The 23,437-nt window shown below is 65.6% G+C and carries 18 protein-coding genes and 2 pseudogenes; 15 read left to right on the top strand and 5 right to left on the bottom strand.

Annotated elements, in window-relative coordinates; all coding sequences use genetic code 11:
* The 5 genes from JOZ00_RS25500 to JOZ00_RS25480 all read left to right on the top strand — a co-directional run.
* A partial coding sequence (locus JOZ00_RS25500; protein ID WP_293349881.1) for a CCA tRNA nucleotidyltransferase occupies positions 1–1,087 on the top strand: 1,087 nt, incomplete at its 5' end.
* A 24-nt stretch (positions 1,088–1,111) separates the two neighbouring features.
* Positions 1,112–1,615, top strand: coding sequence for a pullulanase (locus JOZ00_RS25495; RefSeq protein ID WP_293349878.1), 504 nt, complete (start codon positions 1,112–1,114; stop codon positions 1,613–1,615).
* Entirely contained in the window at positions 1,572–3,479 is a 1,908-nt protein-coding gene (locus JOZ00_RS25490) for an alpha/beta hydrolase (RefSeq protein ID WP_293349875.1), read from the top strand. The genes JOZ00_RS25495 and JOZ00_RS25490 overlap by 44 nt, the downstream gene beginning before the upstream one ends.
* Before the next feature lie 49 nt (positions 3,480–3,528).
* Positions 3,529–3,990 (top strand): hypothetical protein, encoded by a 462-nt coding sequence (locus JOZ00_RS25485; RefSeq protein ID WP_293349872.1) that lies wholly within the window; start codon positions 3,529–3,531, stop codon positions 3,988–3,990.
* A 101-nt stretch (positions 3,991–4,091) separates the two neighbouring features.
* Entirely contained in the window at positions 4,092–4,418 is a 327-nt protein-coding gene (locus tag JOZ00_RS25480) for a DUF2563 family protein (protein ID WP_293349869.1), read from the top strand.
* A 137-nt stretch (positions 4,419–4,555) separates the two neighbouring features.
* Here the strand turns inward: JOZ00_RS25480 and JOZ00_RS27740 are convergent.
* Positions 4,556–4,771: pseudogene (locus JOZ00_RS27740) on the bottom strand (hypothetical protein); the annotation flags it as partial.
* Between the two features lie 335 nt (positions 4,772–5,106).
* On the opposite strand from JOZ00_RS27740, the gene JOZ00_RS27735 reads away from it, so the two are divergent.
* The 8 genes from JOZ00_RS27735 (at position 5,107) to eccCa (ending at position 16,447) form a co-directional block, all read left to right on the top strand.
* Positions 5,107–5,658 carry a hypothetical protein gene (locus JOZ00_RS27735; protein ID WP_366022410.1) on the top strand — a complete coding sequence of 184 codons (552 nt, stop codon included), beginning with the start codon at positions 5,107–5,109 and terminating at the stop codon, positions 5,656–5,658.
* Between the two features lie 198 nt (positions 5,659–5,856).
* Complete coding sequence (locus JOZ00_RS25465; protein WP_366022408.1) at positions 5,857–6,408, top strand: hypothetical protein; 552 nt, start codon at positions 5,857–5,859, stop codon at positions 6,406–6,408.
* Between the two features lie 614 nt (positions 6,409–7,022).
* Positions 7,023–7,286, top strand: a complete 264-nt coding sequence (locus JOZ00_RS25460; RefSeq protein WP_293349860.1) for a hypothetical protein — start codon at positions 7,023–7,025, stop codon at positions 7,284–7,286.
* A 542-nt stretch (positions 7,287–7,828) separates the two neighbouring features.
* Entirely contained in the window at positions 7,829–8,587 is a 759-nt protein-coding gene (locus tag JOZ00_RS25455) for a DUF5631 domain-containing protein (protein WP_293349857.1), read from the top strand.
* A gap of 257 nt (positions 8,588–8,844) precedes the next feature.
* Complete coding sequence (locus tag JOZ00_RS25450; RefSeq protein WP_293349890.1) at positions 8,845–9,639, top strand: hypothetical protein; 795 nt, start codon at positions 8,845–8,847, stop codon at positions 9,637–9,639.
* A 287-nt stretch (positions 9,640–9,926) separates the two neighbouring features.
* On the top strand, positions 9,927–10,748 hold the full coding sequence (locus JOZ00_RS25445) for a transglycosylase (RefSeq protein WP_293349887.1): 822 nt from the start codon (positions 9,927–9,929) through the stop codon (positions 10,746–10,748).
* A gap of 2 nt (positions 10,749–10,750) precedes the next feature.
* Complete coding sequence (gene eccB / locus JOZ00_RS25440) at positions 10,751–12,238, top strand: type VII secretion protein EccB (protein WP_293349854.1); 1,488 nt, start codon at positions 10,751–10,753, stop codon at positions 12,236–12,238.
* Positions 12,239–12,241: 3 nt separating this feature from the next.
* A complete protein-coding gene (gene eccCa, locus JOZ00_RS25435; RefSeq protein ID WP_293349851.1) occupies positions 12,242–16,447 on the top strand; it encodes a type VII secretion protein EccCa in 4,206 nt (1,401 codons plus the stop codon).
* Here the strand turns inward: eccCa and JOZ00_RS25430 are convergent.
* Together JOZ00_RS25430 and JOZ00_RS25425 are read right to left on the bottom strand one after the other, a co-directional pair.
* On the bottom strand, positions 16,444–19,275 hold the full coding sequence (locus tag JOZ00_RS25430) for an RND family transporter (RefSeq protein ID WP_293349884.1): 2,832 nt from the start codon (positions 19,273–19,275) through the stop codon (positions 16,444–16,446). The genes eccCa and JOZ00_RS25430 overlap by 4 nt on opposite strands.
* A 25-nt stretch (positions 19,276–19,300) precedes the next feature.
* Entirely contained in the window at positions 19,301–19,681 is a 381-nt protein-coding gene (locus tag JOZ00_RS25425; protein WP_293349848.1) for a hypothetical protein, read from the bottom strand.
* Positions 19,682–19,814: 133 nt separating this feature from the next.
* Between JOZ00_RS25425 and JOZ00_RS25420 the strand changes: the two genes are divergently transcribed.
* Together JOZ00_RS25420 and JOZ00_RS25415 are read left to right on the top strand one after the other, a co-directional pair.
* On the top strand, positions 19,815–21,032 hold the full coding sequence (locus tag JOZ00_RS25420; protein WP_293349845.1) for a histidine kinase: 1,218 nt from the start codon (positions 19,815–19,817) through the stop codon (positions 21,030–21,032).
* A complete protein-coding gene (locus JOZ00_RS25415) occupies positions 21,029–21,685 on the top strand; it encodes a response regulator transcription factor (RefSeq protein ID WP_293349842.1) in 657 nt (218 codons plus the stop codon). The genes JOZ00_RS25420 and JOZ00_RS25415 overlap by 4 nt, the downstream gene beginning before the upstream one ends.
* Positions 21,686–21,689: 4 nt before the next feature.
* On the opposite strand, the gene JOZ00_RS25410 is transcribed toward JOZ00_RS25415, so the two are convergent.
* The gene (locus tag JOZ00_RS25410) at positions 21,690–21,950 is read right to left on the bottom strand and encodes a hypothetical protein (protein WP_293349839.1); all 261 of its coding nucleotides are present in this window, start codon (positions 21,948–21,950) and stop codon (positions 21,690–21,692) included.
* A 169-nt stretch (positions 21,951–22,119) separates the two neighbouring features.
* Positions 22,120–23,437, bottom strand: a pseudogene (locus JOZ00_RS25405) (aromatic ring-hydroxylating dioxygenase subunit alpha); the annotation flags it as partial.

Below are 23,437 nucleotides of genomic sequence, written 5' to 3'. Positions count from 1 at the left end.
CTACGGCGACCGTCTCGACGACGATTTAGTCCGCCGCGACTTCACCGCGAACGCGATGGCCGTGCGCATCACGGCCAACGGGCCCGGCGAATTCCTCGATCCCCTTGGCGGTCTGGCGGCCCTGCGCGAGCGCGTGCTGGACACCCCGTCGGCGCCGTCGGTGTCGTTCGGCGACGACCCGCTGCGGATGCTGCGCGCGGCGCGGTTCGTATCGCAGCTCGGCTTCACCGTCGCGCCGCGCGTCCGCACGGCGATCGAGGAAATGGCCACGCAGCTGCAGCGGATCAGCGCCGAGCGGGTGGCTGCCGAGCTGGACAAGCTGCTGCTCGGCAAGGACGCCGTGGCCGGCATCGATCTGCTGGTGCAGACCGGAATGGGTGAGGTGGTGCTGCCCGAGGTCGGTGGTATGCAGATGGCCATCGACGAGCACCACCAACACAAGGACGTCTACCAGCATTCGTTGACGGTGCTGCGCCAGGCGATGGCCCTGGAAGATGACGGCCCAGATTTGGTGCTGCGGTGGGCGGCGCTGCTGCATGACATCGGCAAGCCCGCCACCAGGCGCCACGAGCCCAACGGGGGAGTGAGTTTCCATCACCACGAGGTGGTGGGCGCCAAGATGACCCGAAAGCGGTTGCGGGCGTTGAAGTATTCGAAGCAGATGGTCGAAGACGTCGCGCAGCTGGTGTATCTGCATCTGCGTTTTCACGGTTACGGCGACGGCAAGTGGACCGATTCCGCGGTGCGCCGCTACGTCACAGACGCGGGGCCGCTGCTGCCTCGGCTGCACAAGCTGGTGCGCGCCGACTGCACGACCCGCAACAAGCGCCGGGCCGCCCGCCTGCAGGCCAGCTATGACCGGCTGGAGGCGCGGATCGCCGAGTTGGCCGCTAAAGAGGACCTTGCGCGCGTCCGTCCCGATCTGGACGGCAACCAGATCATGGAATTGCTCGACATCCCGGCGGGCCCGCAGGTGGGCGAGGCGTGGAATTTCCTGAAGGAGCTGCGGTTGGAGCGCGGGCCGTTGCCCACCGAGGAAGCCACCGAAGAGCTGCTGGCCTGGTGGCAGTCGCGGGGGAACGCCTAGCGACGTCCTAGCGTCCGAATAGGCATGGATTATTGCCTCGCGGGAGACGACGGAACAGCCGATATCTGGCACCGCCAGCCGGATTTCGACCTCGACGGTGACGGCCGGTTCGATGCGATCGGGCTGGACTTCGACGGCGACGGGTTGTTTGACGACGCGCTCGCGGATCTGGATGGCGACGGCATCGTCGACCACGCGGTGCTCGATCTCGACAACGACGGCATCCCCGAGGCGTACTTCACCGATGACGGATCCGGGACCTGGGGCGTAGCGGCGGATCGGGGCGGCCAACTGCGGTGGTTGGGCCTCGACGGCGTCGAGCACACCGGAGGACCGTTGGTCGACTTCGACGGCCTCGGGCGTGCTCGGCTCTTCGACACCGACGGAAACGGGTTGGCCGACAGGGCATTCAGCGTCGACGACCAGGGTGCGACGGGCTACGTCGACACAGACGGTGACGGCAAGTGGGACGTTCGGTTGACCGATGCCGACGGGGACGGGCTCGCCGACGGCGCCAGTTCTCTGTAAGACCCTGTTGCGCCACATCGTTATTCCGCAGCTCATTGTCGAGGCCGGCGGCGACCCGTGGGCGATCAATGCCGGCCTGCAAGTTGGCCGTCCGGCGCAGATCGCTTCCCTCGCAGCGGCTTTCCACGATGCAAGTCGGAGCACGGCCGAGGCTTGTGCGGCGTTCGACGAAGCCCGTCGCCGCTTTGACGCGGCGTGGAACCACCGGGGCGCCGAGCATCCGATTGACGACTCGGCCGAGGTTCAGCGGGTCAGTGCGTCGCTGAGATTACAAGCCGCGCAATTGCCGAGGATTGCTGTTGATCTGGAAGTGGTTGCCGCCGCGCTGGCGGAGTCGCAGCGGGTCTCGTCCGGGTACGTCTTTGCGTTCGAGGACGACCTCCAAGACATCGACTGTGAGATAGGTGACGCGCTGGCCGACGGCGATCAAGACGCAGCCGACGAACTCCACGCCGACGCCGTCGCCGAGACGCGCGCAATGCTGTTCCAGCTCAACCAGATTCGTGACGGCTATTCGGCGGCGCTGCGTACGGCGCGAGCTAGCCTGCGAGTGGACGGGGTTGACCCGGCCGAGATGAAAGGTGTCGCCGCGCTGTTGGTCCCGCCGCCTGGCACCAGCCCCGAACGTGTGATGAATTGGTGGAGTACGTTGAGCGACGAGCAACAGCACCTACTGATCGATCAGCACCCTCAGGAGCTGGGCAACCTCAACGGCATCCCGGCCGATGTGCGTGACTCGGTCAACCGAGCGGTGCTCAACGACGATCTGCTGTCCAGTACGGACGTCCTCCGCTATCAGAACGCGGTGAAGACCAAACAAGGCCTCGAGCATGACCGGGGATCCGACCCAGATCACCCCCGGCCGGCCATGTTGTGGGCCTACGACCCAATGGCTTTCGCGGGCAAGGGCAGAACGGCGATCGCGATCGGAAACCCTGACAAGTCCCAGAACACTGCCGTCGTCGTCCCGGGCACCAACAGCAGCGTGAAAGACGGATGGCTGTCCGACGGGCACAACGACGCGATCAACCTCTACGACCAGTCGTTGCGGGCAGCTCCCGGCCAGACCACTGCCGTGCTCGCTTGGATGGGTTATGACGCACCGGAATTCGACTATCACGATTGGGAACGGGCTTTGACCGACCCCGCGACGTTGCAAGGGATCGGGACCCCATGGATGGCCCGGCAGGGCGGTGCGATGCTGGCGGCTGATGTGAACGGCCTTGCGGCCACCCACCGCGGATCGTCCCACGTGTCCGTCCTCGGGCATTCTTATGGGTCCACCACCGTCACCGACGCCTTCGTCAACAACGCAATGCGTGCGAATGATGCCGTGCTAATCGGCTGTCCGGGAACCGATCTGGCACGCAGCGCCGCCGACTTCCATCTCCACAGCGGAAAGGTCTATGTCGGTGCGGCCTCCACCGACGCGGTCACGTGGATCGGCGAGTCGGGCGGTGTATCAAGTGCGCTCAATGAGGCGGCGGGCGGGCCGCTCGGTCGCTTGGTCGGGCTCGGTGCCGACCCGGCGCGCGACGGGTTCGGAGCGGTGCGATTTCGCGCCGAGGTCGCCGGCTCGCACAGCGTGGTGCCGTGGTTCAACGACCACTCGCACTACTACGACACGGGCAGCGAGGCGCTCCACAACATGACCGAGATCGTCACCGGGCACGGCGACAAATTGGCAGGCGAGGGTATGACGGCGCCCTATAGAGTCAACGCACGCATATCCATTCCCAGTGAGGTGCACACCCCTTTTGGAACACTTCCGCTTCCGCATGTCGAGGTTCCGGCACCCATTCCCGTCGACCCGGAATGGGATAGGCCGGGGGATTCGGTCACGAACGATCACGGGTTCGCGTAGGTGGTCTTGGGCGTTGGTTGTGGCTGCTCTGCTGTTGGGAGGATGTTCGATGATGTCTCCGTCGGAGCACAATCCTGACCATCCCGAGCATCCGCTCTCCGACGAACAGGCCATTGCGCAAGTGATTGACCCGGCGAAGCAGATCGCGAAAGTAGCTGCGCTGCAGGGTGTCTCGGGGGGATTCAGCTGGGAGGCGTGCAACGACCAGGGACGACCGCCGTATCGCGGTCGCGTCGACATGACGTTCCAAGTTCCGACGGGCGTCGACCGCAACGCATATTTCGAGCAGATCGCCAAGACGATGGAGGCCAACGGCTGGTCGGCCGGCCCGCTGCCGGAGCAGCATGTTTTCGGGACGGCGATTCACCAAGGCGGCGTGATGGCGTCCATCGGTATCAGCCCTTTTCTCGGTGCGGACGGGGCGGTTCAATTGTTCGGCGAGTGCCGCAATATGGGCGACCATCGCTATGACAACGGGTTCGGCATCAAAGACCAGTTGCGTTCTGGGTGAATTGACCACTGGCGATGTAGTTATTTAGCCTGGTCAACAAGATAGTGAGGCAATTTGGGGCTGCCTCGCTTGACGACAGTGCGAAGTCGAAAGGGGTGGCGATGTTCGTTGATCCGGAATTGCTGCACTCAGGGGGCGACCAGTCTCACCGTGCGGGTGGGCATGCCCAGGACGGGGCCGATCATCTCGCGCGCGGACCGGTCGAATCGGGGATGTTCGGTAACTTTGCCGCGGCGGACTCATTCCACGGTGCCGTCACTGCCACCCACGCTCAGCACGTCGAAAACTTGCAAGGCCATCAGAAGACGCTGACCTCTGTTGGCTCGAAGGCGCACACTGCGGCCAACGGGTTCACCACCATGGACCAGAACAACGCCGCTGAACTGCGGGCGGTGCGACCTTCGGGCGCACCGTCGTCTCGTACGTGAGGAAGGCGGATGGCGGAAGACCAGTCGCCTAGCTCGGGCGGGGGAGCGGCTGGAGGGCCGTGGGCGCAGGCTTACCCCGCTCCTGTGTCGCCGCCGCGTACGCGCACTTGGCCGGCGATGGTCGTCGGCGTGGTCGGTGTTCTGTTGGGGGCTGCGGGATTGATTGTGGCGCTGACGCGCCCTACGCCCGAGCCGGCTAAAAGCACGGCGCCGACATATACAGCTGCCGAAACCGCTGCCGCACATCAAAAGTTGTGTGACACATACAAACTGGCGGCGCGCGCGGTGCAGGTCGACACCAACGGCCATGATGTTGCGTTAGGTAGAGTTGCACTTACAAATTCCGCGAGCATGCTCGATGACGCCACGGCTAATCCTGCGCTCAATGCAACACAACGAGATGCTGCAAGCGTGTTAGCGAACGCGTACCGTACCGCGACCGCGGATGGCAGTAGGGATGTCGCGACAGATGAAGTCTTTCAGGCCGCACTCGACGATATAAATGTAAAGGACGCGGCTATGAAAAAGATCTGCGGTGGTGGATGACGTACACGCGAAGAGTGAACTGCGCTGGCCCCGTGGCGTTGCACCACTGATTGTCCGGCTGTTGTTCCAATGTCGACGCAAAACGTATATGCCCAACTGCGAGACTGTTTCGAAACGGACGGACGCAAGGTGAGGAGACCGAATGACGGATAACCCCACTCCTAACTTTGGAGGGCAACCGACTGTGGGGGCCCCGTTCGGCCAGTGGCAACCGACTCGGCCCACGCGACGTTCAGGCGGGTGGGCAGCGATTGCCCTGGCTGCGATTGGTGTTCTACTCGGTGCCGCGGCCCTAGTCGTCACGTTGACTCGCCCAGCGGCAACGGGCGCAGTCTCCGCAACTACGTCGTCGACACCGACGTATTCCGCAGAGCAATCGGCTGCCGCACACCAAAAGTTATGCGACGCATACAGGCTCGCTGCGCGAGTCGTTCAAATAGAGACGCATGGCACCAATCCGGATCGTGCCAATATCGCGACAGTAAACGGAGCACTAATGCTAGAAGACGCTGTAAATCGGAACCCGGCGATCACGCCCGCGGATCGCGCCGCCGCGCTTGACCTGGCCGAGTCCTATAGCAACGTCGCTGCATCATCAAGCTTGGCGACGGCGAGTGACGATCCCGCGTGGCAGGCCGCGCTGAACGATGCCAATGCCAAGGATGTCGCAATGAGCAAACTTTGCGGCGGTTGAGCATGGATCGGAACATCCGGTCAATCCATCCGACTCGACGAACCTATGGCACGAACTCGCGCGAGAAACGACCGCAAGTGTTAGGCACGTAGTGAATTGCTCGCTCGGCCGGTGGCCTGTTCCACTATCGAAGTGGCGCGTACAAGGTAGTGCGGGCGGTTGTTTTCAAGGAGGTCCTGGGGACCCAAAGGAGGACTTGTGGCGGCGGAACTGCCAAATGGCTTCGGTGAGGAGTTGCGTATCCCGCCACAAGAAAGGCAGTCGGTGCCGACCTATCCCGGGCGGCCAGCACCCCCCTTTCACTCGACGCTAGCGATTATCTTGGCCGCGATCGCCACGGCGGCGGCCATTGCTGCGCTCATTGTGACCCTCACGCGCCCATCGGCCTCGAGTTCGTCCTTTGCGGCCAAAACGCCGGTTTATACAGCGGCTGAGACCACTGCGGCTCAGCAACAACTATGTGGTAAGTACAAAGTGGCAGCGCGGGCTGTGCAGGTCGATACCAACGGGGACGATAAAGCGCTAGGGCGGATCGCTCTTACCAATTCCGCCGTGATGCTTCAAAATGCAATCGCTAACCCAGCTCTCGACCCCGAACACCGCAATGCCGCGCTGGCTCTGGCTTTGGCATACCTGACAGACACGGCAAAGAGCAGCAGCGGCGCCGCTACCGAGGCCGAATTTCAGGCAGCGTTGGACGATGTAAACGCCAAGGACGCTGTAATGAAAAAGGTGTGCGGTGGCGGCTGACCTGCCGCCAGGAAAGTGGTCTGCGGCGCTGGTTGGCCTGTGGTGGCCAGCGCCGTCGACTGCGCTACGCGGCGCCGCCGCACATTGGAATCAAGCCTGTACGCAACAACAGCAGTATTCAAACGATCTTACAAACCTGCGGACTGAACTCGACGCGCACAATCAAGGCCACACCGCCGACGATCTGAGCGCTCGGTACCACGACGGTGCAAAGTTTCACATGGATCTCGCCGAGAAGTACCAGCACAAGGCTGAGGCTTTCAATTCAGCAGCTGATGCAATCGATTACCTGCGCAGCCGACTGACCGACATAGCGAGTAGGGGCAATCAGGACATAGATCGGATCCTTTCGTCGAAAGAGCCTGTGCCAGTGCAATTGGAGGAAGTGCTCCGGGTCCAACAGGACTGCAATGCTGAAGCAGCGAATGTGAGCCGAGACGTTGTTGACAAAATCACGGCTGCTACGCAGAAGATCCTAAAAGACGAGGGCTTTGGGGGTGACGCCCAAACCTGGGCGCGAGAGCACGGCTTCAATACAGACAACGCTCCGCGTCCACGCCCCATCAGCGCGGACGATCTGAAATCGCCACCGACCTCGCAGGCAGGTTCAGCGGTTGGCGGTGGCGGGTTTCCTGGCGACGGCTCGCATTCTGGTGGGGGCGTGCCAGCGGCCGCGCCGGCAGGGTCGAGGACTGGCGGTGGTGGGTTTCCTGGCGACGGCTCGCATTCTGGTGGGGGTGTGCCGGCAGCGGGGCCGGCAGCTTCGAGTGTTGGTGGTGCAGGTTTTGGAGGCGCTGGACCGCCACCCGGGCTCCAACCAGGCGTCCCCATACACAGCACTGGCGGACCGATGTCATCAGGAATGCCAGCCGGCATGACCGGAGCCCCACCGATGGCAGGGGGAGGCCTCGGTCAAGGCTTACCCACCGGGATGGGCGGATCACCGAACTCGGGAATGTCCCCAGGCCAGCTGGGAGGTCTTGGCGGGCAACCGTTCCCGGGGGCAGGGCCGATGCACGGTTTGGATTCGGGGGCCAGCCAAGCTGCTCAGGCACCACCGCCGGTGACCCCGACCGTCTCTGCGGGCGGGGCGTTCGTCGCGGCGAGTCCGCCGGTTGATCCAACTCCGGCCGCGTCCGAGGCCCATGCTGCGTCAACCAGCGGCGGAGTTGCTCCGGCGGCACCGGCGGTTATGAGTGGGAGTTCTTGGTCGACGCCCGTCGCGTCCGTTGGCGGCGGCCCGGCCGTCTCCGCAGGACCGTTGCCCGCCTACGGCTCCGATTTGCGCCCGCCAGTTGTGGCAACCCCTTCCGTGCCATCGGTTCCAGCTGGGCCAGTCTCAGGCGCACCGGTCTCGGGTGCGCCGGTCGCATCCTCGCCGGCGTCGTCCCCTTCAGCGGGTGGGCCGTTGGTTTCTACGGTGGATCGGACCGGTCCTGGGGTAGCGGCTGGTCAGACCGGGGCGAACCCGTCGGCGATGGCCGGCGCGTCGGCACTGTCCGCGACTACTGGTGCTGGTGCCGGCGCGGCGTCGGGAAGGGCCTCCGAGCAGCAACGGCTGCAACGCATTGTCGATGCGGTGGCCCGCCAAGAGCCGCGGCTGTCGTGGGCTGCCGGACTGCGGGATGACAACACGACCACCCTGCTGGTCACCGACCTCGCCGGCGGGTGGATTCCGCCTCATGTCCGATTGCCTGCCCACCTATCCCTACTCGAGCCGACCGCGCGACGTCGCGATGTCAGCGTCGTGGACATGCTCGGCGCCGTCGTGGTCGCGGCCGCCCATGAGCCCAACGCCTACGTTGAAGAAGAGGGTCCGGACGCGCCCGCGCTGAGCGGTGACCGGCTGGCCCGCTCGGCCGTGCCTGACGTCGATGAGCTCGGGCCCACGCTCGTGGACGCCGTGCGCCGCCGCGATGGTCTACCTCGCCTCGCGCAGGCTGTCGCCGCACCTGCGGTACGAAACACCGGTGTCCTCGAGAACGAAATCGAGCTGCTGCGTGGGTGTATCACCGAAATTCAACACTCGGTAATGAACGCTTATCCTCATCACGAACTCGCCGCAGTTGGCGATTGGATGCTGCTGGCCGCTATCGAGGCCTTGATAGACGAGCACGAATATCTCGCGAAATACCATCTGGCCTGGTTCGAGGTAATCAGCCGACGGGGTGGCGAGTAAGCCCGGGCGGCACGTCAACGTGAATACCGATTCTGATGTGCTGTGCAAAAATGGTGCAACGGTCGAACGGTCGTGCCCAGACGGCGCGAGACGTTTGCGAGTGGGGTGGAGGTGAGATCGTGGGTGGTCCCGGCGGAACCATCAAAGCGGATGTCCCGGTTCTGGGTGGGCTGGCAGCCGCACCCCCACCACAAACCCCGATCCCGGCCCCTGTTTCCGCGCCCGACCCGTCGCCCGCCGGGATTTGGACCGGCGTTCTGAATGCCGCTGGCAATGCTGGTGTCCCGAGTGATGCTGCGGACACCGTTGAAAAAGACGCCGATCGTCGCAAGCATGCTGCCGACGCCGCGGCCAAGTTCCCGGCCAACGAAGCCGATTCGGCAAAGCAGATGCAAGGCGTGGGTGACCAAGCTCCGCAGATGATCCAGCAGGTCGTGCAAGGTCTTACGGGTGCGCTCGGCGGCGTGATGGGACCGCTGACGCAGCTCCCGCAGCAGGCGATGCAAGCCGGCCAAAGCGCCATCCAACCGCTGATGAGCGCAGTTCAGGGCGCCCACGGCGCCGGAGCCGCGCTGGCCGGCGACTCGCACCTTGTCGATAGCGTCGGTGGCGGAGAGTCCGGACTGGGCGGCGGCGCCGGAGGTGGCGGAGCGGGTCTCGGCGGAGGTGGCGGCACCACCCCCGCCAGCTCACTAGGTCCGCCGCCAGTACCGACGTCATCACCGCCAACAACCCCCGCCGGCGCGAAGGTGCCGATCGCGCCACCGGTGGGTGGGACGCCGACGATGGGCGGCCAGACGGGCATGGGCGGTATGGGAATGATGCCGCCGGGCGCAATGGGTGGCCACGGCGAAGGCGGCAGTAAAGAGAAGCCCCCCGAGAAGCGTGTGACGGCCCCAGGCGTGCCCAACGGTCAGCCGGTGAAGGGCCGCATAACGCTCCCCCCGAGCGCTCCCGGCCCCAAACCCGGCGAGGAAAAGCCGACCGTCGTCACCAACAGGCCGAACCGACGGATCGTGATCATGCCGAGCGAGGACGAAAGCAAGGAATAGCCCGAGTCGAAGGTGACTGGTCGCGCAGTGCTGCACGGCAGTAGTGTCGCCTCGTAATCGCGGCCGATCGATTCCGCAGCACGGGTTGAACATTATTAACTGCAAACCTGACGACTCGTGCATGCTATTGATACGGCTGCAGCGGAGCGCAGCGACGGATCACATTTCGTGGTACGACATTCGCGGCCAGAAGGTGTGGGAGTAGCAACTCGAGTGTCCGGGACGGATGCGGCGCCGCGGGGGCGCATAGGCGGTGTAGAGCGGGGGAGTCGTTGACCGGTCCGCTGATGACGCAGGCGGTGACGGCGTTGTCCCGTGGTCACAACCTGTTCGCCGGAAACACCAGCGACGCCGGCATCACATCGCTGAGCACGCACGCACATAGCGACGGGTTGCCAAATACCGCAGCCGCAAGGTCACTGCAATCAGCAGAGCAGCTGCGGCGTTCCGCCGATACCGACCAGGCACTGGCGCGCGTCACGGCGACGGCCCGGGCCGACCGCGCGTACGCGAAGTCGGCGACGCGGCGAGTGCTGGACGACGCGTTGGCGGACTCGATGCCGGCCGCCGATACACCGACCGGCCGACGCGAGGCGATGACGCGGATGGCAGCCAGGCTGCGAGCCCAACACCGGCACATCGTGGACGCACATCGGCGGGCGCGACTGCTGGCACTGCGGCTACGACGGTTGCGCTACCACCAAATGCCGGCAACGCGAATTGACAAAAGCGGGCGCGGCGCCGTCTTGAAGGCGATCCGTAAAGCCTTGGACATCAAAGGTATTCATGATCCGGCAGCCCGGGCCCGCTGGGAGCGGGGCATGGATTTGGTGGCCCGTCGCGAATCCAACTACGACGCTCGCGCCGTTAACAACTGGGATTCCAACGCGGTTCGGGGCACGCCCAGCAAGGGCGCCTGGCAATTCATTGCGCCCACATTCGCGGCGTATCACCAGCCGGGAACCTCGCACGACATCCACAACTTGCTGGCCCAAGCCTGCGCGTTCATCAACTACGCGATGGGTCGCTACGGCGTTGCCGCCGACGCGTCGAATTTGGCTGATCTGATTCAGCAGGCCGATCCTCGTCGATCACCCAAGGGGTATTGAGCATGCCGCTGAGCTTGTCCAACCGCGACCAGAACTCCGGGCACCTGTTCTACAACCGCCGACTGCGCGCGGCGACTACCCGCTTCTCGGTGCGGATGAAGCACGACGACCGCAAGCAGACCGCCGCGCTGGTGTTGTCGATGGTGCTGGTCGCCATCGGCATCGGATGGATGATGCTGCTGAACGTGCTGAAACCCACTGGCATTGTGGGAGAGTCGGCCATCATCGGTGACCGCGATTCCGGAGCGGTCTACGCCAAGATCGATGGCCGGCTGTATCCGGCGCTGAATCTGACGTCCGCGCGGCTGGCGACCGGGACTGCGCAGCAGCCGACGTGGGTCAAGGCCGCCGAAATCGCGAAATACCCGACCGGACCGCTGATCGGCATTCCAGGCGCCCCGGCGGCCATGCCGATCAATAGAGGTGCGGCTTCGGCTTGGGCGGTGTGCGATACGGCGGGTCGCCCGCGCAGCGGAGACAAGCCCGTCGTGACGTCGATCGCGGGACAGCTCAACGGATTCGGACGGGCAGAGCCGCTGGCCGAGGACGCGGGTGTGCTCGCCACGTTCGAGGGCAACACCTACGTGATCTGGGGCGGCAAGCGCTCGCAGGTCGATGCGCTCAACAGAGCGGTCACGCTGAGTCTGGGCCTCGACCCGGGAGTGACGGCGCCGGTGGAGATTTCGCGGGCACTCTTCGACGGACTGCCCGCGACCGAACCGCTACGCGTCCCGGACGTGCCCCTGGCAGGCACTCCGTCGACATGGGTGTCGGGGTCGCAGGTGGGTGCGGTGTTGCAGGCCCAAACCTCCGGCGGCGGCAAGCAGTTCTACGTGCTGCTGCCCGACGGAGTGCAAAAGGTCACCAGCTTCGTCGCCGACCTATTGCGTAGCGCCAACTCCTATGGTTCGACGGCGCCCCGCGTGGTCACACCCGACGTGCTGGTCAACATTCCGCAGGTGAATTCGCTGCCCGTCGACTACTACCCGACCAAGCGACTGAATTTCATTGACACCGAGGCTAATCCGACGACCTGTGTGGGTTGGGACAAAGGCTCGACGGATCCGCAGGCGCGCGTCGTCATCTACAACGGTCGCGGACTCCCGGTGCCGTCATACCTGGACAACCGGATCGTGCATCTGGTGCGCGACGATCGCGATCCGGCATCCGTTGTCGCCAACCAGGTTCTGGTCTTGCCGGGCGCGGCCAACTTCGTCACCTCGACCAGCGGGGTGGTCACGTCGGACTCCCGTGAGTCGTTGTTCTGGGTCTCGGACAACGGGGTGCGGTTCGGGATCGCTTCTAACGACGACACATTGCGGGCCCTCGGGCTTGATCCGTCGTCGGCGGTGCAGGCTCCGTGGCCGTTGCTGCGGACTTTCGCTGCGGGACCGGCGTTATCGCGTGAAGGAGCACTCTTGGCTCGAGACACGGTGCCGGCGCTCGGCAAGGTGGCAGTGGTGACAACGCCAGCGAAGGCGGGAGGCTAGAAGATGTCGAAGAAAGCGTTCCCTATCAACAGGGTCAAGATCGAGCCGCCCAAACCCGTTCGGGTAGCACCGAATGCGCCGATCGCTTTACCAGAACGCGAGCCGCGCAACATCTGGGTGATGATCGGAGTGCCGGCGCTGATCGTCGCGCTGATCGGCACGATCGTGATGCTCTACGTCTCCGGTGTGCGCAGTCTGTCCACCGGCTTCTTCCCGCTGATGGGCATCGGTGCGTTCAGCATGCTGGCGTTCTCCGGGCGGTTCGGCCGGGCACGCAAGATCACCTGGGGCGAAATGGAAAAAGGTCGCCGCAGGTATCTCCGCGACCTGGACGTGAACCGTGACGAGATCCAGACCGCGGTGTGCGCGCAGCGCGAATGGCAGGACTCCCTGCACTCCGACCCGCGTGGGCTCGGCGCCATCATCGGCGGTCCGCGGATGTGGGAACGCGGCCGCGGCGAGATGGATTTCCTGGAGGTGCGATTGGGCACCGGCGTACAGCACGCCCCGGACTCCGTGTTGTCCGTGACCTGGCCCGACATCGCCTCCGATGAGGAGCTCGAGCCGGTCACCGGGCAGGCGCTGCGTGATTTCATCTTGGAACAGCGCAAGATTCGCGACATCGCCAAGGTGGTGAACCTGCGTTCGGCGCCGGGATTCAGCTTCGTCGGCGAAGACCTGGACCGGCTGCGTTCACTGCTGCGTTCGATGCTGAGTTCGCTGGCGGTGTTCCACAACCCGCGCGACGTGAAGCTGATGGTGGTGACGCGCAATCCCGACGTGTGGTCGTGGATGGTGTGGCTGCCGCACAACCTGCACGACGAATTGTTCGACGCCTGCGGATGGCGGCGCCTGGTCTTCGCCACGCCCGAGGAGCTGGAAGAGACGCTCGGCGCCGAGCTGCACATGAAGGGCAAGCGCGGTGCGTGGACACCGCTGGCGGCCGCCAGTCCGACCGCGATGGGCTCCATGCTCGAAACCGGCGCCGACGCGGTCGATCTGGGCCCGCACCTGGTGATCGTCGACGACAACACCGGTAGCCCCGACGCGTGGGAGAGCGTGGTCGGACAGGTCGGCAAGGCCGGAATCACGCTGCTGCGCATCGCGTCACGGGTGGGCACTGGCGTCGGCTTCACCGACGATCAGGTCTTCGAGATGGACGAGCGCCATGGCGGTACCAACGGAGAGGTCAAACTCAGTCGGAACGGCTTCGACGCCGACGGCGAAGACGAACGACCGGCCCCGTTGTTGCGGGTGCGCGGCAAGTTCTTCGCCCATGCCGACCAGCTGTCGATCCACCGGGCCTACCGGTACGCGCGGGCGATGGCCCGCTGGTCACCGACCAGCCGCAGCGAGATGGCCGAGTCCACCGGCGGGGCAACCGAATTGCTGCGGGCCCTCGGCATCGCCGACCCGCGCGACCTGGATGTCGACAAGCTATGGGCGGAGCGGCGCGGCCGCGGTGACGAGCGTTGGTGCGAGGTCCCGGTGGGCGCCAAGCCCAGCGGCGAACTGCAGAACGTCATCCTGCGCGCCAAGGACTTCGGCGGCTTCGGTTTCCACTCCGTGGTCATCGGTACCAGTGGCTCGGGTAAGTCGGAGTTCTTCCTGTCGCTGGTCTACGGCATCGCGTTGACGCACTCACCGGAGGCGTTCAACGTCATCTTCGTCGACATGAAGTTCGAATCCGCCGCCCAGGACATCCTGGGCATCCCGCACGTCGTCGCCGCGCTGTCGAACCTCGGCAAGGACGAGCGGCATCTGGCCGAGCGGATGCGCCGCGTCATCGACGGGGAGATCAAGCAGCGCTACGAGCTTTTCACGTCGGTGGGCGCGCGCGACGCCAACGACTACGAAGAGATCCGGCTCGCCGGTCGAGACCTGCCGCCGGTGCCGGTGCTGCTGGTCATCGTCGACGAATACCTGGAGTTATTCGCCAACCACGAGAAGTGGATCAACCTCATCATCCACATCGGCCAGGAAGGCCGAGGCGCCAACGTCTTCTTCATGCTGGGCGGGCAGCGCCTGGACCTATCATCCCTGCAGAAGGTCAAGTCCAACATCGCGTTTCGTATCGCGCTGCGCGCCGAGTCCGGCGACGACAGCCGCGAGGTGATCGGCTCGGACGCCGCCTACCACCTGCCGTCGAAGGAGAACGGGTTCGCGCTGCTGAAGGTCGGGCCGCGCGATCTGGAGCCGTTCCGCTGCTTCTATCTGTCCGCGCCGTTTGTGGTGCCCAAGACGGCGGAGGTCGCCACGACGGTCGACATGACGCTGACCAAGCCGCGGCTTTACAACTGGCTGTACCAGCCGCTGGACATGGCCGACGCCGCCGCATTGGAAGCCGCGGCCGCCGTCGATGCGGAACCCGACGAATTCCTCTATCACGACGACGGTTTCAAGCGGAAGAAGATCGTCGACGTGCTGCGGGAGTCGCTGCACAACGTGCCGCACCGCGCGCCGCGCCGGCCGTGGTTGGAGCCGCTGGAAGAGCCCGAGCCCGTCGATGCGCTGGTCTCCGCCTACCGCGGCAAGCCATGGCATGTCGACTACGGCCGCAACCCGGGGCTGATGTTCCCGGTGGGCGTCATGGACATTCCCGAAGAGTCGAAGCAGATCGTGCACGCGGTGGACGCGCTGCGCAGCAACGTCATCGTGGTCGGCGCCAAGCAGCGCGGCAAGACGACCACATTGATGACGCTGTTGTGTTCGGCCGCAACGATGTACAGCCCGGCAAGGGTGACGTTCTTCTGCATCGGCGGGGCAACCCTGGCACAGGTCGCATCGCTGCCCCACGTCACCGACATCGTCTCGCCCAAGGACGCCGAGGGCATCGAGCGGATCTTGAGCAGCATGGACGCGTTGATCGACGCGCGCGAGGATTCGTTCCGGCGTCTCAAGATCGACCTCGATGGCTTCCGCGAACGCCGGTTCTCGATGGGCAGCGACGGCATCGGCGGCACCGACCCCAACGACCCGTTCGGTGACGTCTTCGTGGTGGTCGACGACTACGACGACCTGTATTCGAAAGACACCGTCCTGGGCGACCGCATCATCTCGCTCAGCAGCCGCGGTCCCGAGTACGGAGTGCACTTGATGTGCAGCGCCGGCGGCTGGATTCACGGCCAGCGGCAAAGCCTGCTGCAAAACGCCACGGCGCGAATCCAATTGCGGTTGGCCGACCCGAGCGAGAGCCAGATGGGGCACTCGTCGCTGGAGTCGCGCGACGCGGCCCGGCGGACATTGAACCGTCCCGGCTTCGGCCTGACGGACAGCCTGCATGAGTTGCGCGTCGGGATGCCCGCGCTGAGCGACCCGGCCACCGGCGCGTTGGTGAACATCATCGACGTCGGCTCCCGCATCGCCGAGGTCGCCGGCGTGACCAAGCACGCGACCCTGCAGCGGCTGCCGCAGCGTGTTGAACTGCGAGCGATCCTCGAGTACGAAGCCGCGCACCCGACTGGTGACGACCTGTCGATTTCGTTCGCCATCGGCGAGCGCCACGAACTGGGCCCGGTGCCGCTCAAGCTTCGCGAAAGCCCGGGGTTGATGATCCTGGGCAGGCAGGGCTGTGGAAAAACCTTGTCGCTGGTCGCGATTGGCGAAGCGATCATGAATCGCTTCGGGCCCGAAGAAGCACAGCTGACGCTGATCGACCCCAAAACGGCCGCGCACGGGCTGCGAGATCTGCACGGACCGGGCTACGTGCGGGCGTACGCCTACGACCAGGACGAGATCGACGAGGTCATCACCCAACTCGCTCAACAGGTCCTGCTTCCCCGGCTGCCTCCCAAGGGTCTGAGCCAGGAGGAGCTGCGGTCGCTGAAGCCGTGGGAAGGGGCGCGGCATTTCGTGCTCATCGACGATGTCCAGGACCTGCGTCCGGACCAGAGCTACCCGCCGAAGCCACCGGTGGGCGCGGCGCTGTGGAAGCTGATGGAGCGGGCCCGGCAGATCGGTCTGCACGTGTTCACCACCCGTAACAGCGCGAATTTCGCGACGCTGCAAATGGATCCGTGGATGCGGTTCCAGAACTCGGCGAAGGTGACCCAGCTCTACATGGACAATGATCCCCAGAACAGGATCAACCGGACAGTGCGCGCCCAGTCCCTGCCGCCGGGACGTGGTCTGCTGCTGAGCGCCGACGGCGATGTCGAGGGGATCCTGGTCGGGCTGCCGTCAACGGTGTCGCCGCCGCCACAGCACTAGGCACTCGCCAGGCTCGGTTCGGTAACTGGTTGTGGCTCCGGCACTTCCGTGCGCACGGGAGCAACCGACCGGGGGATCCCGCGCGGCCACCAGAACCACCGGCCCAGCAGCGCCACGATCGACGGCACGATGAAGGCCCGCACCACCAAGGTGTCCAGCAACAGCCCCACCGCGATGGTCGTGCCGATCTGGGCGATGCTGAGCACGCTGCTACTGAGCAGCGCCAGCATGGTGAGCCCGAAGACGATGCCGGCAACCGTGACGACGCCACCGGTGCCGCCGAAGGCGCGGATGATCCCGGTTCTCAGGCCCGCTGCGGCCTCCTGTTTGATGCGCAGTGCCAGCAGCAGGTTGTAATCCGCGCCGACGGCGATCAGTGCGATGAACGCGATCGGCGCTACCGCCCAATGCAATTCATGATGCAGCAGGTGCTGCCAGATCAGCACGCTGGCGCCGAGCGCCGACGCATAGGAGGCGACGACCGTCCCGACGACGACCAGCCCGGCGACCGGGCTGCGCAGCATGACCGTGACGATGATGAAGATCAGCGCCAGCGCCGCACCGACGAGCAACGACGTGTCGCGGGCGACGAGCCGCTGCAGGTCGGTCGTCACCGGACCGACGCCGGCCAGGTCGACCCCCGTCGGTGTCAACGTCCCCTCCTTGGTGGCCTCCTTGATCGCGGCGCGCACCTGCTCCGTCCGCGCGGCGCCGTCACCACCCCACTCTGCGCCTTCGCCGTACACCAGGAAATAGGTGGCTCGGCCGTCCGCGGAAGTCAACTGGTGCAACACGTCGACATAGCGGGGGTCGGTCAATGCCCGCTGTGGCATGTAGAAGCCGGAGGCGTCGCTGCCCTGGAACTGCGTGGCGATCTCGCCAAGGTAATCGGTCAACTGGTGCATCTGCGGTCCGATAGACTCGCTCAACCCCAGCAACTCATGGGTGGCCGAACGAGCCTGCCCCAGAGCATCTTTCATCGAAGTTACACTTTGTGGCAGCTCCGCCATCGCCCTGGCGGCGGTGTTCGAACCGCTGGTCAGCTTTGCGGCGCCATCACCGAGTTGCGACGAGGTCCGCATCAAACTGTCGACGGGCGCAAGCACGCGGTCGACCGTCGAGCAGATCGGATTGTTCGCGCAGTCCGGGGTCTGCGCGACGAAGCCGCGGAGCGGGTCGAGGTAGCCCGATACCTGGGTGACGGTGCGTTGCACGCCGTCCATGCCCGAGCGCATGTCGCCCGCGGCGGCGGACATGTCGGCGAGTCCCGAACTGCCGCCGCGTAATCCGCTGCCGAGGCTGTCGACCGCGTACTGCGTCTGTGCAAGCGCCTGGTCCAGCGCGGCGACCCGGCCGAGTCGTTGTGTCAGGGAGTCCACGGTCTCGCCGAACTGATGACCGAGCACGCCCGCCTGATAGCTCAGCGTCGCCTGGTCGGGAACCTTGCCGTCCGGTCGGCTCGCGGACTGCACCAGGCGCACACCCGGTACGGCCATGATGTGGCGGGTGATTCGTTCGATGGCGATGAGACCGGCCGGGTTGCGCAGGTCGTGGTCGCCCTGGATGGTAACCACGTCGGGCAACAGCGCGTTGGCGGCGAAGTGCCGGTCCGCGCTGGCGTAACCGCGGCCGGAGTCGGTGGTCGAGGGCGTGGCAGCGGGTTCGTTCCAGCCGACGCGCAAGGTGATCAGCGGCAGCGCAATCAACAGGATCAGCCCGCCCGCGGTGACCAGGACCGGCCCGGGCCACCTCGCCACGCTGGTCCCGACACGTCGCCAGCGCCGCGCCGTCCTCGACGGCCGCGGTTCGAGGTACCCACGCCGCGCCGCCAATGCCATCAACGCGGGGGTCAGCGTCAGCGCGGCGACCATCGTGGCCAGAATCCCGATGGCACACGGTATTCCGGCGCTGCGGAACATACCCACCTTTGCGAAGCTCAGACATGCCAGGGCCACCGACACCGTCAGCGCCGATCCGATCACGACGGGCGCGACGGCGCGGTAGGCATCGGCCAACGCCTGCGCGGGCGCGATGCCCTTGCGTCGGCCCTCGTGATATCGGCCGATGAGAAAGATCGCGTAGTCGGTGCCTGCGCCGAGCGTCATGGCGGCCATCAGCGCCACCGAAAACAGCGATACCTCAACGACATTGATGCGTCCGAGCTCGGCGACCACCGCCCGGCCCAGCGCCAGGGCGAGACCGACCGACATCAGCGGAATGCCGGCCGCGATCGGCGACTGGTACACCACCAGCAGTAGCAGCAGGATGAGGCCGACGGTGGCGGCGGTGATTCCGAGCATCTGCCGATCGATCGCCGCGAATTCGTCGACGATCGTCGCACCCGGGCCGGTGACGTGGACACGCAATCCCCCCGGCGGCGACAGTTTGGTGATCATGCCGCGCACGATGTTCACGGAATCCCGGGCCTGTGAGGTGCCGAGCATTCCGACCAGCCGCACCATCTCGGTGACGGCATGCCCGTCAGAACTCACCGCGCCGGCGGCGGTGGCGGGCTGCGACCACAGATCCGTCACCGCATTGACGTGACGGGGATCCGAGGACAGCGACGCCGTCATCGCGTCGTAGAACCGGCGATCACCCGCTGTCAACTTCTGATCCCGTTCCAGCACAACGTAAACAAAGTTGTTGCTGGGCTTCTGGTTGAACAACTGCGCGGCGCGAGAGGCGGCCACCGAGCTCGGTGCATCGGCCGGCATGAAGGTACGGGAGTGTGAATCCACCACCCGCTCCAGTTGCGGCACCACCAGATTCGCGACGCCGGCTACCAAGACCCACAGGCCGACGATGAGGACCGCGTAGCGGCCCATCAGCCTCGCGAACGCACCCGCCCGGTCATGCAACGGTCTGCCGATCGCCGGTGGGTCCTCCGAAGAGGTCGACGGCCACATGCCCGCCCCGGGACAGAGCCCGCACCCGCAGCGAACGTCGCGAGCCGATCGCCACCAGTGCGTGTAGTCCGGGCTCCGCGGCCGCGAATTCGGCCCGGACCTGTTCGGCAGAGGTGCCGTCGTGGGCGGCCTGGTCCAGCTTGGCCACCAGCATCGTGATCCAGCGCTGGGCCAGCGACAGCAGCAAGCCCTCCTCGTCGCCGAACAGCCGAGTCACCTCGGACGTTGCGCCGGCCAACGCCAGGGCCCCTTCGGGATCGGTCTCGGCGACCTTGATCAGTTGGGCCATGAAGGCCATCCGCTCGTGCAGCAGTGTCCATGTCATGACTCGACGTTAGGAAGACGGACCCCCGGTGCGCGTCGTGCCGAAGTTCGGTTTCCGTCTCCTACTACGGGCGGAGGCCGGTGCCGACCGCAGGATGATGCTTCCACACGGCGCACTCTTCTAGGATTGGTCGATGTTGCATGCCGCGCGGGCCCTGCTGCGGGACCGGCTGCGCGCGCAGGGCGAATTGATCCCTGTCGGCATCACCTGGTCGTCGATGGTGATCACCGACGGCCTCGTGATCTTTGGCGGGCTGCTCGCGACGCTCCAGCGGCCGGCATCCGACTTGCCCGCCGCCCTGGTTGCCTTCGCGATCCTTCTTGTACCGCCGCTGCTGTTTCTCTTCTTCAGCATCAAGCTGGGGCCCGCCGTCCTGTGGGTCACCTGGTCGGCTGCCACCGCGGTGATGCTGTTCGCAACGTCTACGCCCATTCGCGCCGACTTCGCCCCGGCGTTGCTCGTGCTGATGGTCGGCGCCGTCGGGACGCTGACGAATGCGCTCGGCGGGCTTCTGGCGGCGGTGTCGGCGAGCGCCCTCCTTCTCACCGCCGCTGCACTGCATCGCCTCGACGCGGTGGTGCTCTACTTGGGCTTCGTCGCGGGCGGCTGGCTGATCGGCTACCTCATGTGCACCCAGCGGCTGCTGTTGGCCCAAAAGATCCGCGCACAGGAGGCGCTGGCCGAGCACGCCGCGGCCGACGAGCGACGGCGCATCGCGCGAGAAGTGCACGACGTCATCGCCCACTCGCTGAGCATCACGCTGCTCCACGTGACGGGCGCGCGCCGCGGTCTGCAGCAGGACCGCGATATCGACGACGCGGTCGAGGCACTGCAGCAGGCCGAGCAACTGGGCAGGCAGGCGATGGCCGACATCCGGCGCACCGTCGGGCTGCTGGACAACGCGCCGACGAGGCCCGCGCGGACCGCGCCCGAACCCGGCCTCGACGACGTCGGCACCCTGGTCGCGGACTTCGAGCGGGCGGGCCTGGACGTGACGCTGCATGCCGACGGACTTGCCCAGAGCGTCCCGGCGACAGTCGGTCTCGCGCTGTACCGGATCGCCCAGGAATCGCTGGCCAACATCGCCAAACACGCGCCTGACTCGAAAGCGACTGTCGAGCTTCATGTTTCGCCGGCATCGGCGAGCCTCGTCGTCAAGAACCGGTTGCCGGCCGCGGTGAGCGCCAGCCGATCCGCCGAAGGTCGTGGCCTGCGCGGCATGCGTCAGCGCGTAGAACTGCTCGGCGGCGCCATCGACGTCGGGCCGACTAGCGAGGGTTGGTCGGTGCGGGCCGAGATTCCGCTGCAGGACGTCGACACCGGCTGGCGCCCGTGGTGGTGCAAGTCGTGATCGACGATCCACCCGAGATCGCCGTGCTGCTCGTCGACGATCAGGATCTGGTGCGTTCCGGTCTGCGGCGGATCCTGCGGCGCAAAGACGGCTTCGTCATCGTCGCCGAATGCGCCGACGGTGACGAGGTGTCCGCCGCGGTGGCTGCGCACCGACCCGACGTCGTTGTAATGGATCTGCGCATGCGCCGCGTCGACGGCATCGAGGCGACGCGCAGGCTGGCCGGCACTGCACCGGTGCTCGCGCTGACCACCTTCAACGAGGACGAGCTGCTGTCGGGTGCGCTGCGCGCCGGGGCGGCGGGTTTCGTGCTGAAGGATTCGTCCGCCGAGGAACTGATCCGCGCGGTCCGCGCGGTCGCCCGGGGCGACAGTTATCTGGATCCGGCGGTGACCGAGCGGGTGCTCAGCACCTACCGCAAGGCCGCCACGAGCCCCCGCGGGAGCGCCGTCGAAGAACTGACCACGCGTGAGCTCGACGTCCTGACGCTGATCGGTCAGGGTTTGTCCAACGCGGAGATCGCCGACGAACTGTGCATCTCCGAGGTCACGGTCAAGAGTCACATCGGGCGGATCTTCGGGAAACTCGACCTGCGGGATCGTGCCGCGGCGATCGTCTACGCCTACGACAACGGCATCGTGGTGCCGCGCTGAGGTTCTATAACGGCGCCGACTGATCCGCCAGGTTCAGCAGGACGTACGCCATGCACATCAGGAAGTTCAACACCACGAGAATCAGACCCGCGAACATCAGCGAGCGGGTCCCGCTTCGCTTGAGTCGCTTGTAGCGCGCGGCGCGCGCTTCACGGTCCAGCTGGATCGCGATCAATGCGAAATTGACATCCATCAATTCCTGCGCCGCGAGCGGTGCGCCGGCGAGCATTTCCCGCAAGCGCTCCGGTGCCGTTCGAACACCCACCCGTTCGAAGCTCTGGCACACCCTCCGCGCTCGCCGCCTGGCGAGCGTTTGATATCGCATATTCAGTTGAAATAAGCGTTGCCCTCGTTCGTCCCCCCAGGGATTTGACGGGGTCATCACATGCGGGAGTCTAATTCCACTCGACGCGTTTTAGCGATCTCTACACGAATTATGTTGCGACAGATCGACTCGGCGCGCCGCCCGTCATTTGCTCGGACGCGGGCAGGTCCAAATAACGCTCCAGGTTGCGATGCATGTTGATCACGCGCCGTTCCTCGCTGGACAGCACCAGGTGAGTGAAGCCGGGTTGATGCATCCCGCGCTGCAGGCCCGGCAGCACGCGGATGTCCTGGGTGAGCACCAGTCCGGGCTCGGCGTCCCCGGCATTGACGCGCACGTCGGCCGGCTTGTTGTAGGGCGCACCCGGCGGCATGTGGGTCATCAAGAACATGACCAACTCCCCTCGATCGGGGTCCGGGCCCGGCCGCGACACATGACGGTGAGGTGATCGGCGTTTGCCAGCAGCGTCATGTTGGGGAAGACGTTGTACTGATGCAGCCGCGTGATCCGGTCAGTGTCAGCCCAATCCAGATCGACGCCGCGCTCGGCGGCGAACGACCGTGTGCGCGCGGCGATCAGATCCTGGACCGTCTGCCCGGGCTGTCGCTCGTCGGCGGGAAACGGCGTGCCCTCGCCCGCGCCTATCAGCGCACCTTGCGTGTAAACGTAAGCGTCCCAAACCTCTTCATCGCTCAGCGCGCCCTCGAAGCGAGGGCTCTGCACGCCGTAGGGTTGGTCCGATTTCCCCGTATGACCCCAGATCTGCTGCGGCGCGTGGATGTCGTCGACGCAGCGCAGCAACTCGGGATGCAAGGTCTGAATGTGGTAGGTCTCGCTGTATCCGTCCGCGATCGTCTTCCAGTTGGCGTCGACCTCGACGGTGAGGGTGGCGTAGCAGCGGAAGTTCGCCAGACCACACCAGGCGATGTCGGAGGGTATCGCCTCCAGGTACTCGGCCAACGAAACCGCGCCGGGGTCGAGGTTGACGAAGACGAGTCCCTCCCACGTCTCAACCCGGGCAGGTATCAGCGGGAAGTCCGACATCCGCAGCGCGCCGAAGCCCTTGCGGTTGGGCACCCGTTTGAGCATGCCTGCCAGGTCCCACGTCCAGCCGTGATAGCCGCATTTGAGTTCGCGCAGTCCCGAGCCCGATCCCACGCACACGGAGTTGCCACGATGTCGGCAGACGTTCTGGAATGCGCGCAGCACCCCGTCGTCACCGCGGACGATCAGGACGCCGTACGGTCCGCACCGGTACTCGAAGTAGTCCCCGGGCTCGCTGACGTGGTCCACCATGCAGGCCAGCTGCCACACCTTCGGCCACATCCGCTCGACCTCGAGCGCGGCGAAGGCGGGGGAGTAGTAGCGCTCGGCCGGAATTAGGGTCGGGCTTTCCGGCGGGGCGCCGATCGCGTCCTCCTGGACGT

Source organism: Mycobacterium sp. (assembly GCF_019243155.1).
Taxonomy (GTDB): domain Bacteria; phylum Actinomycetota; class Actinomycetes; order Mycobacteriales; family Mycobacteriaceae; genus Mycobacterium.
Note: the sequence above shows the minus strand (reverse complement) of the source record. Positions and strands in the feature narration are given on the sequence as shown.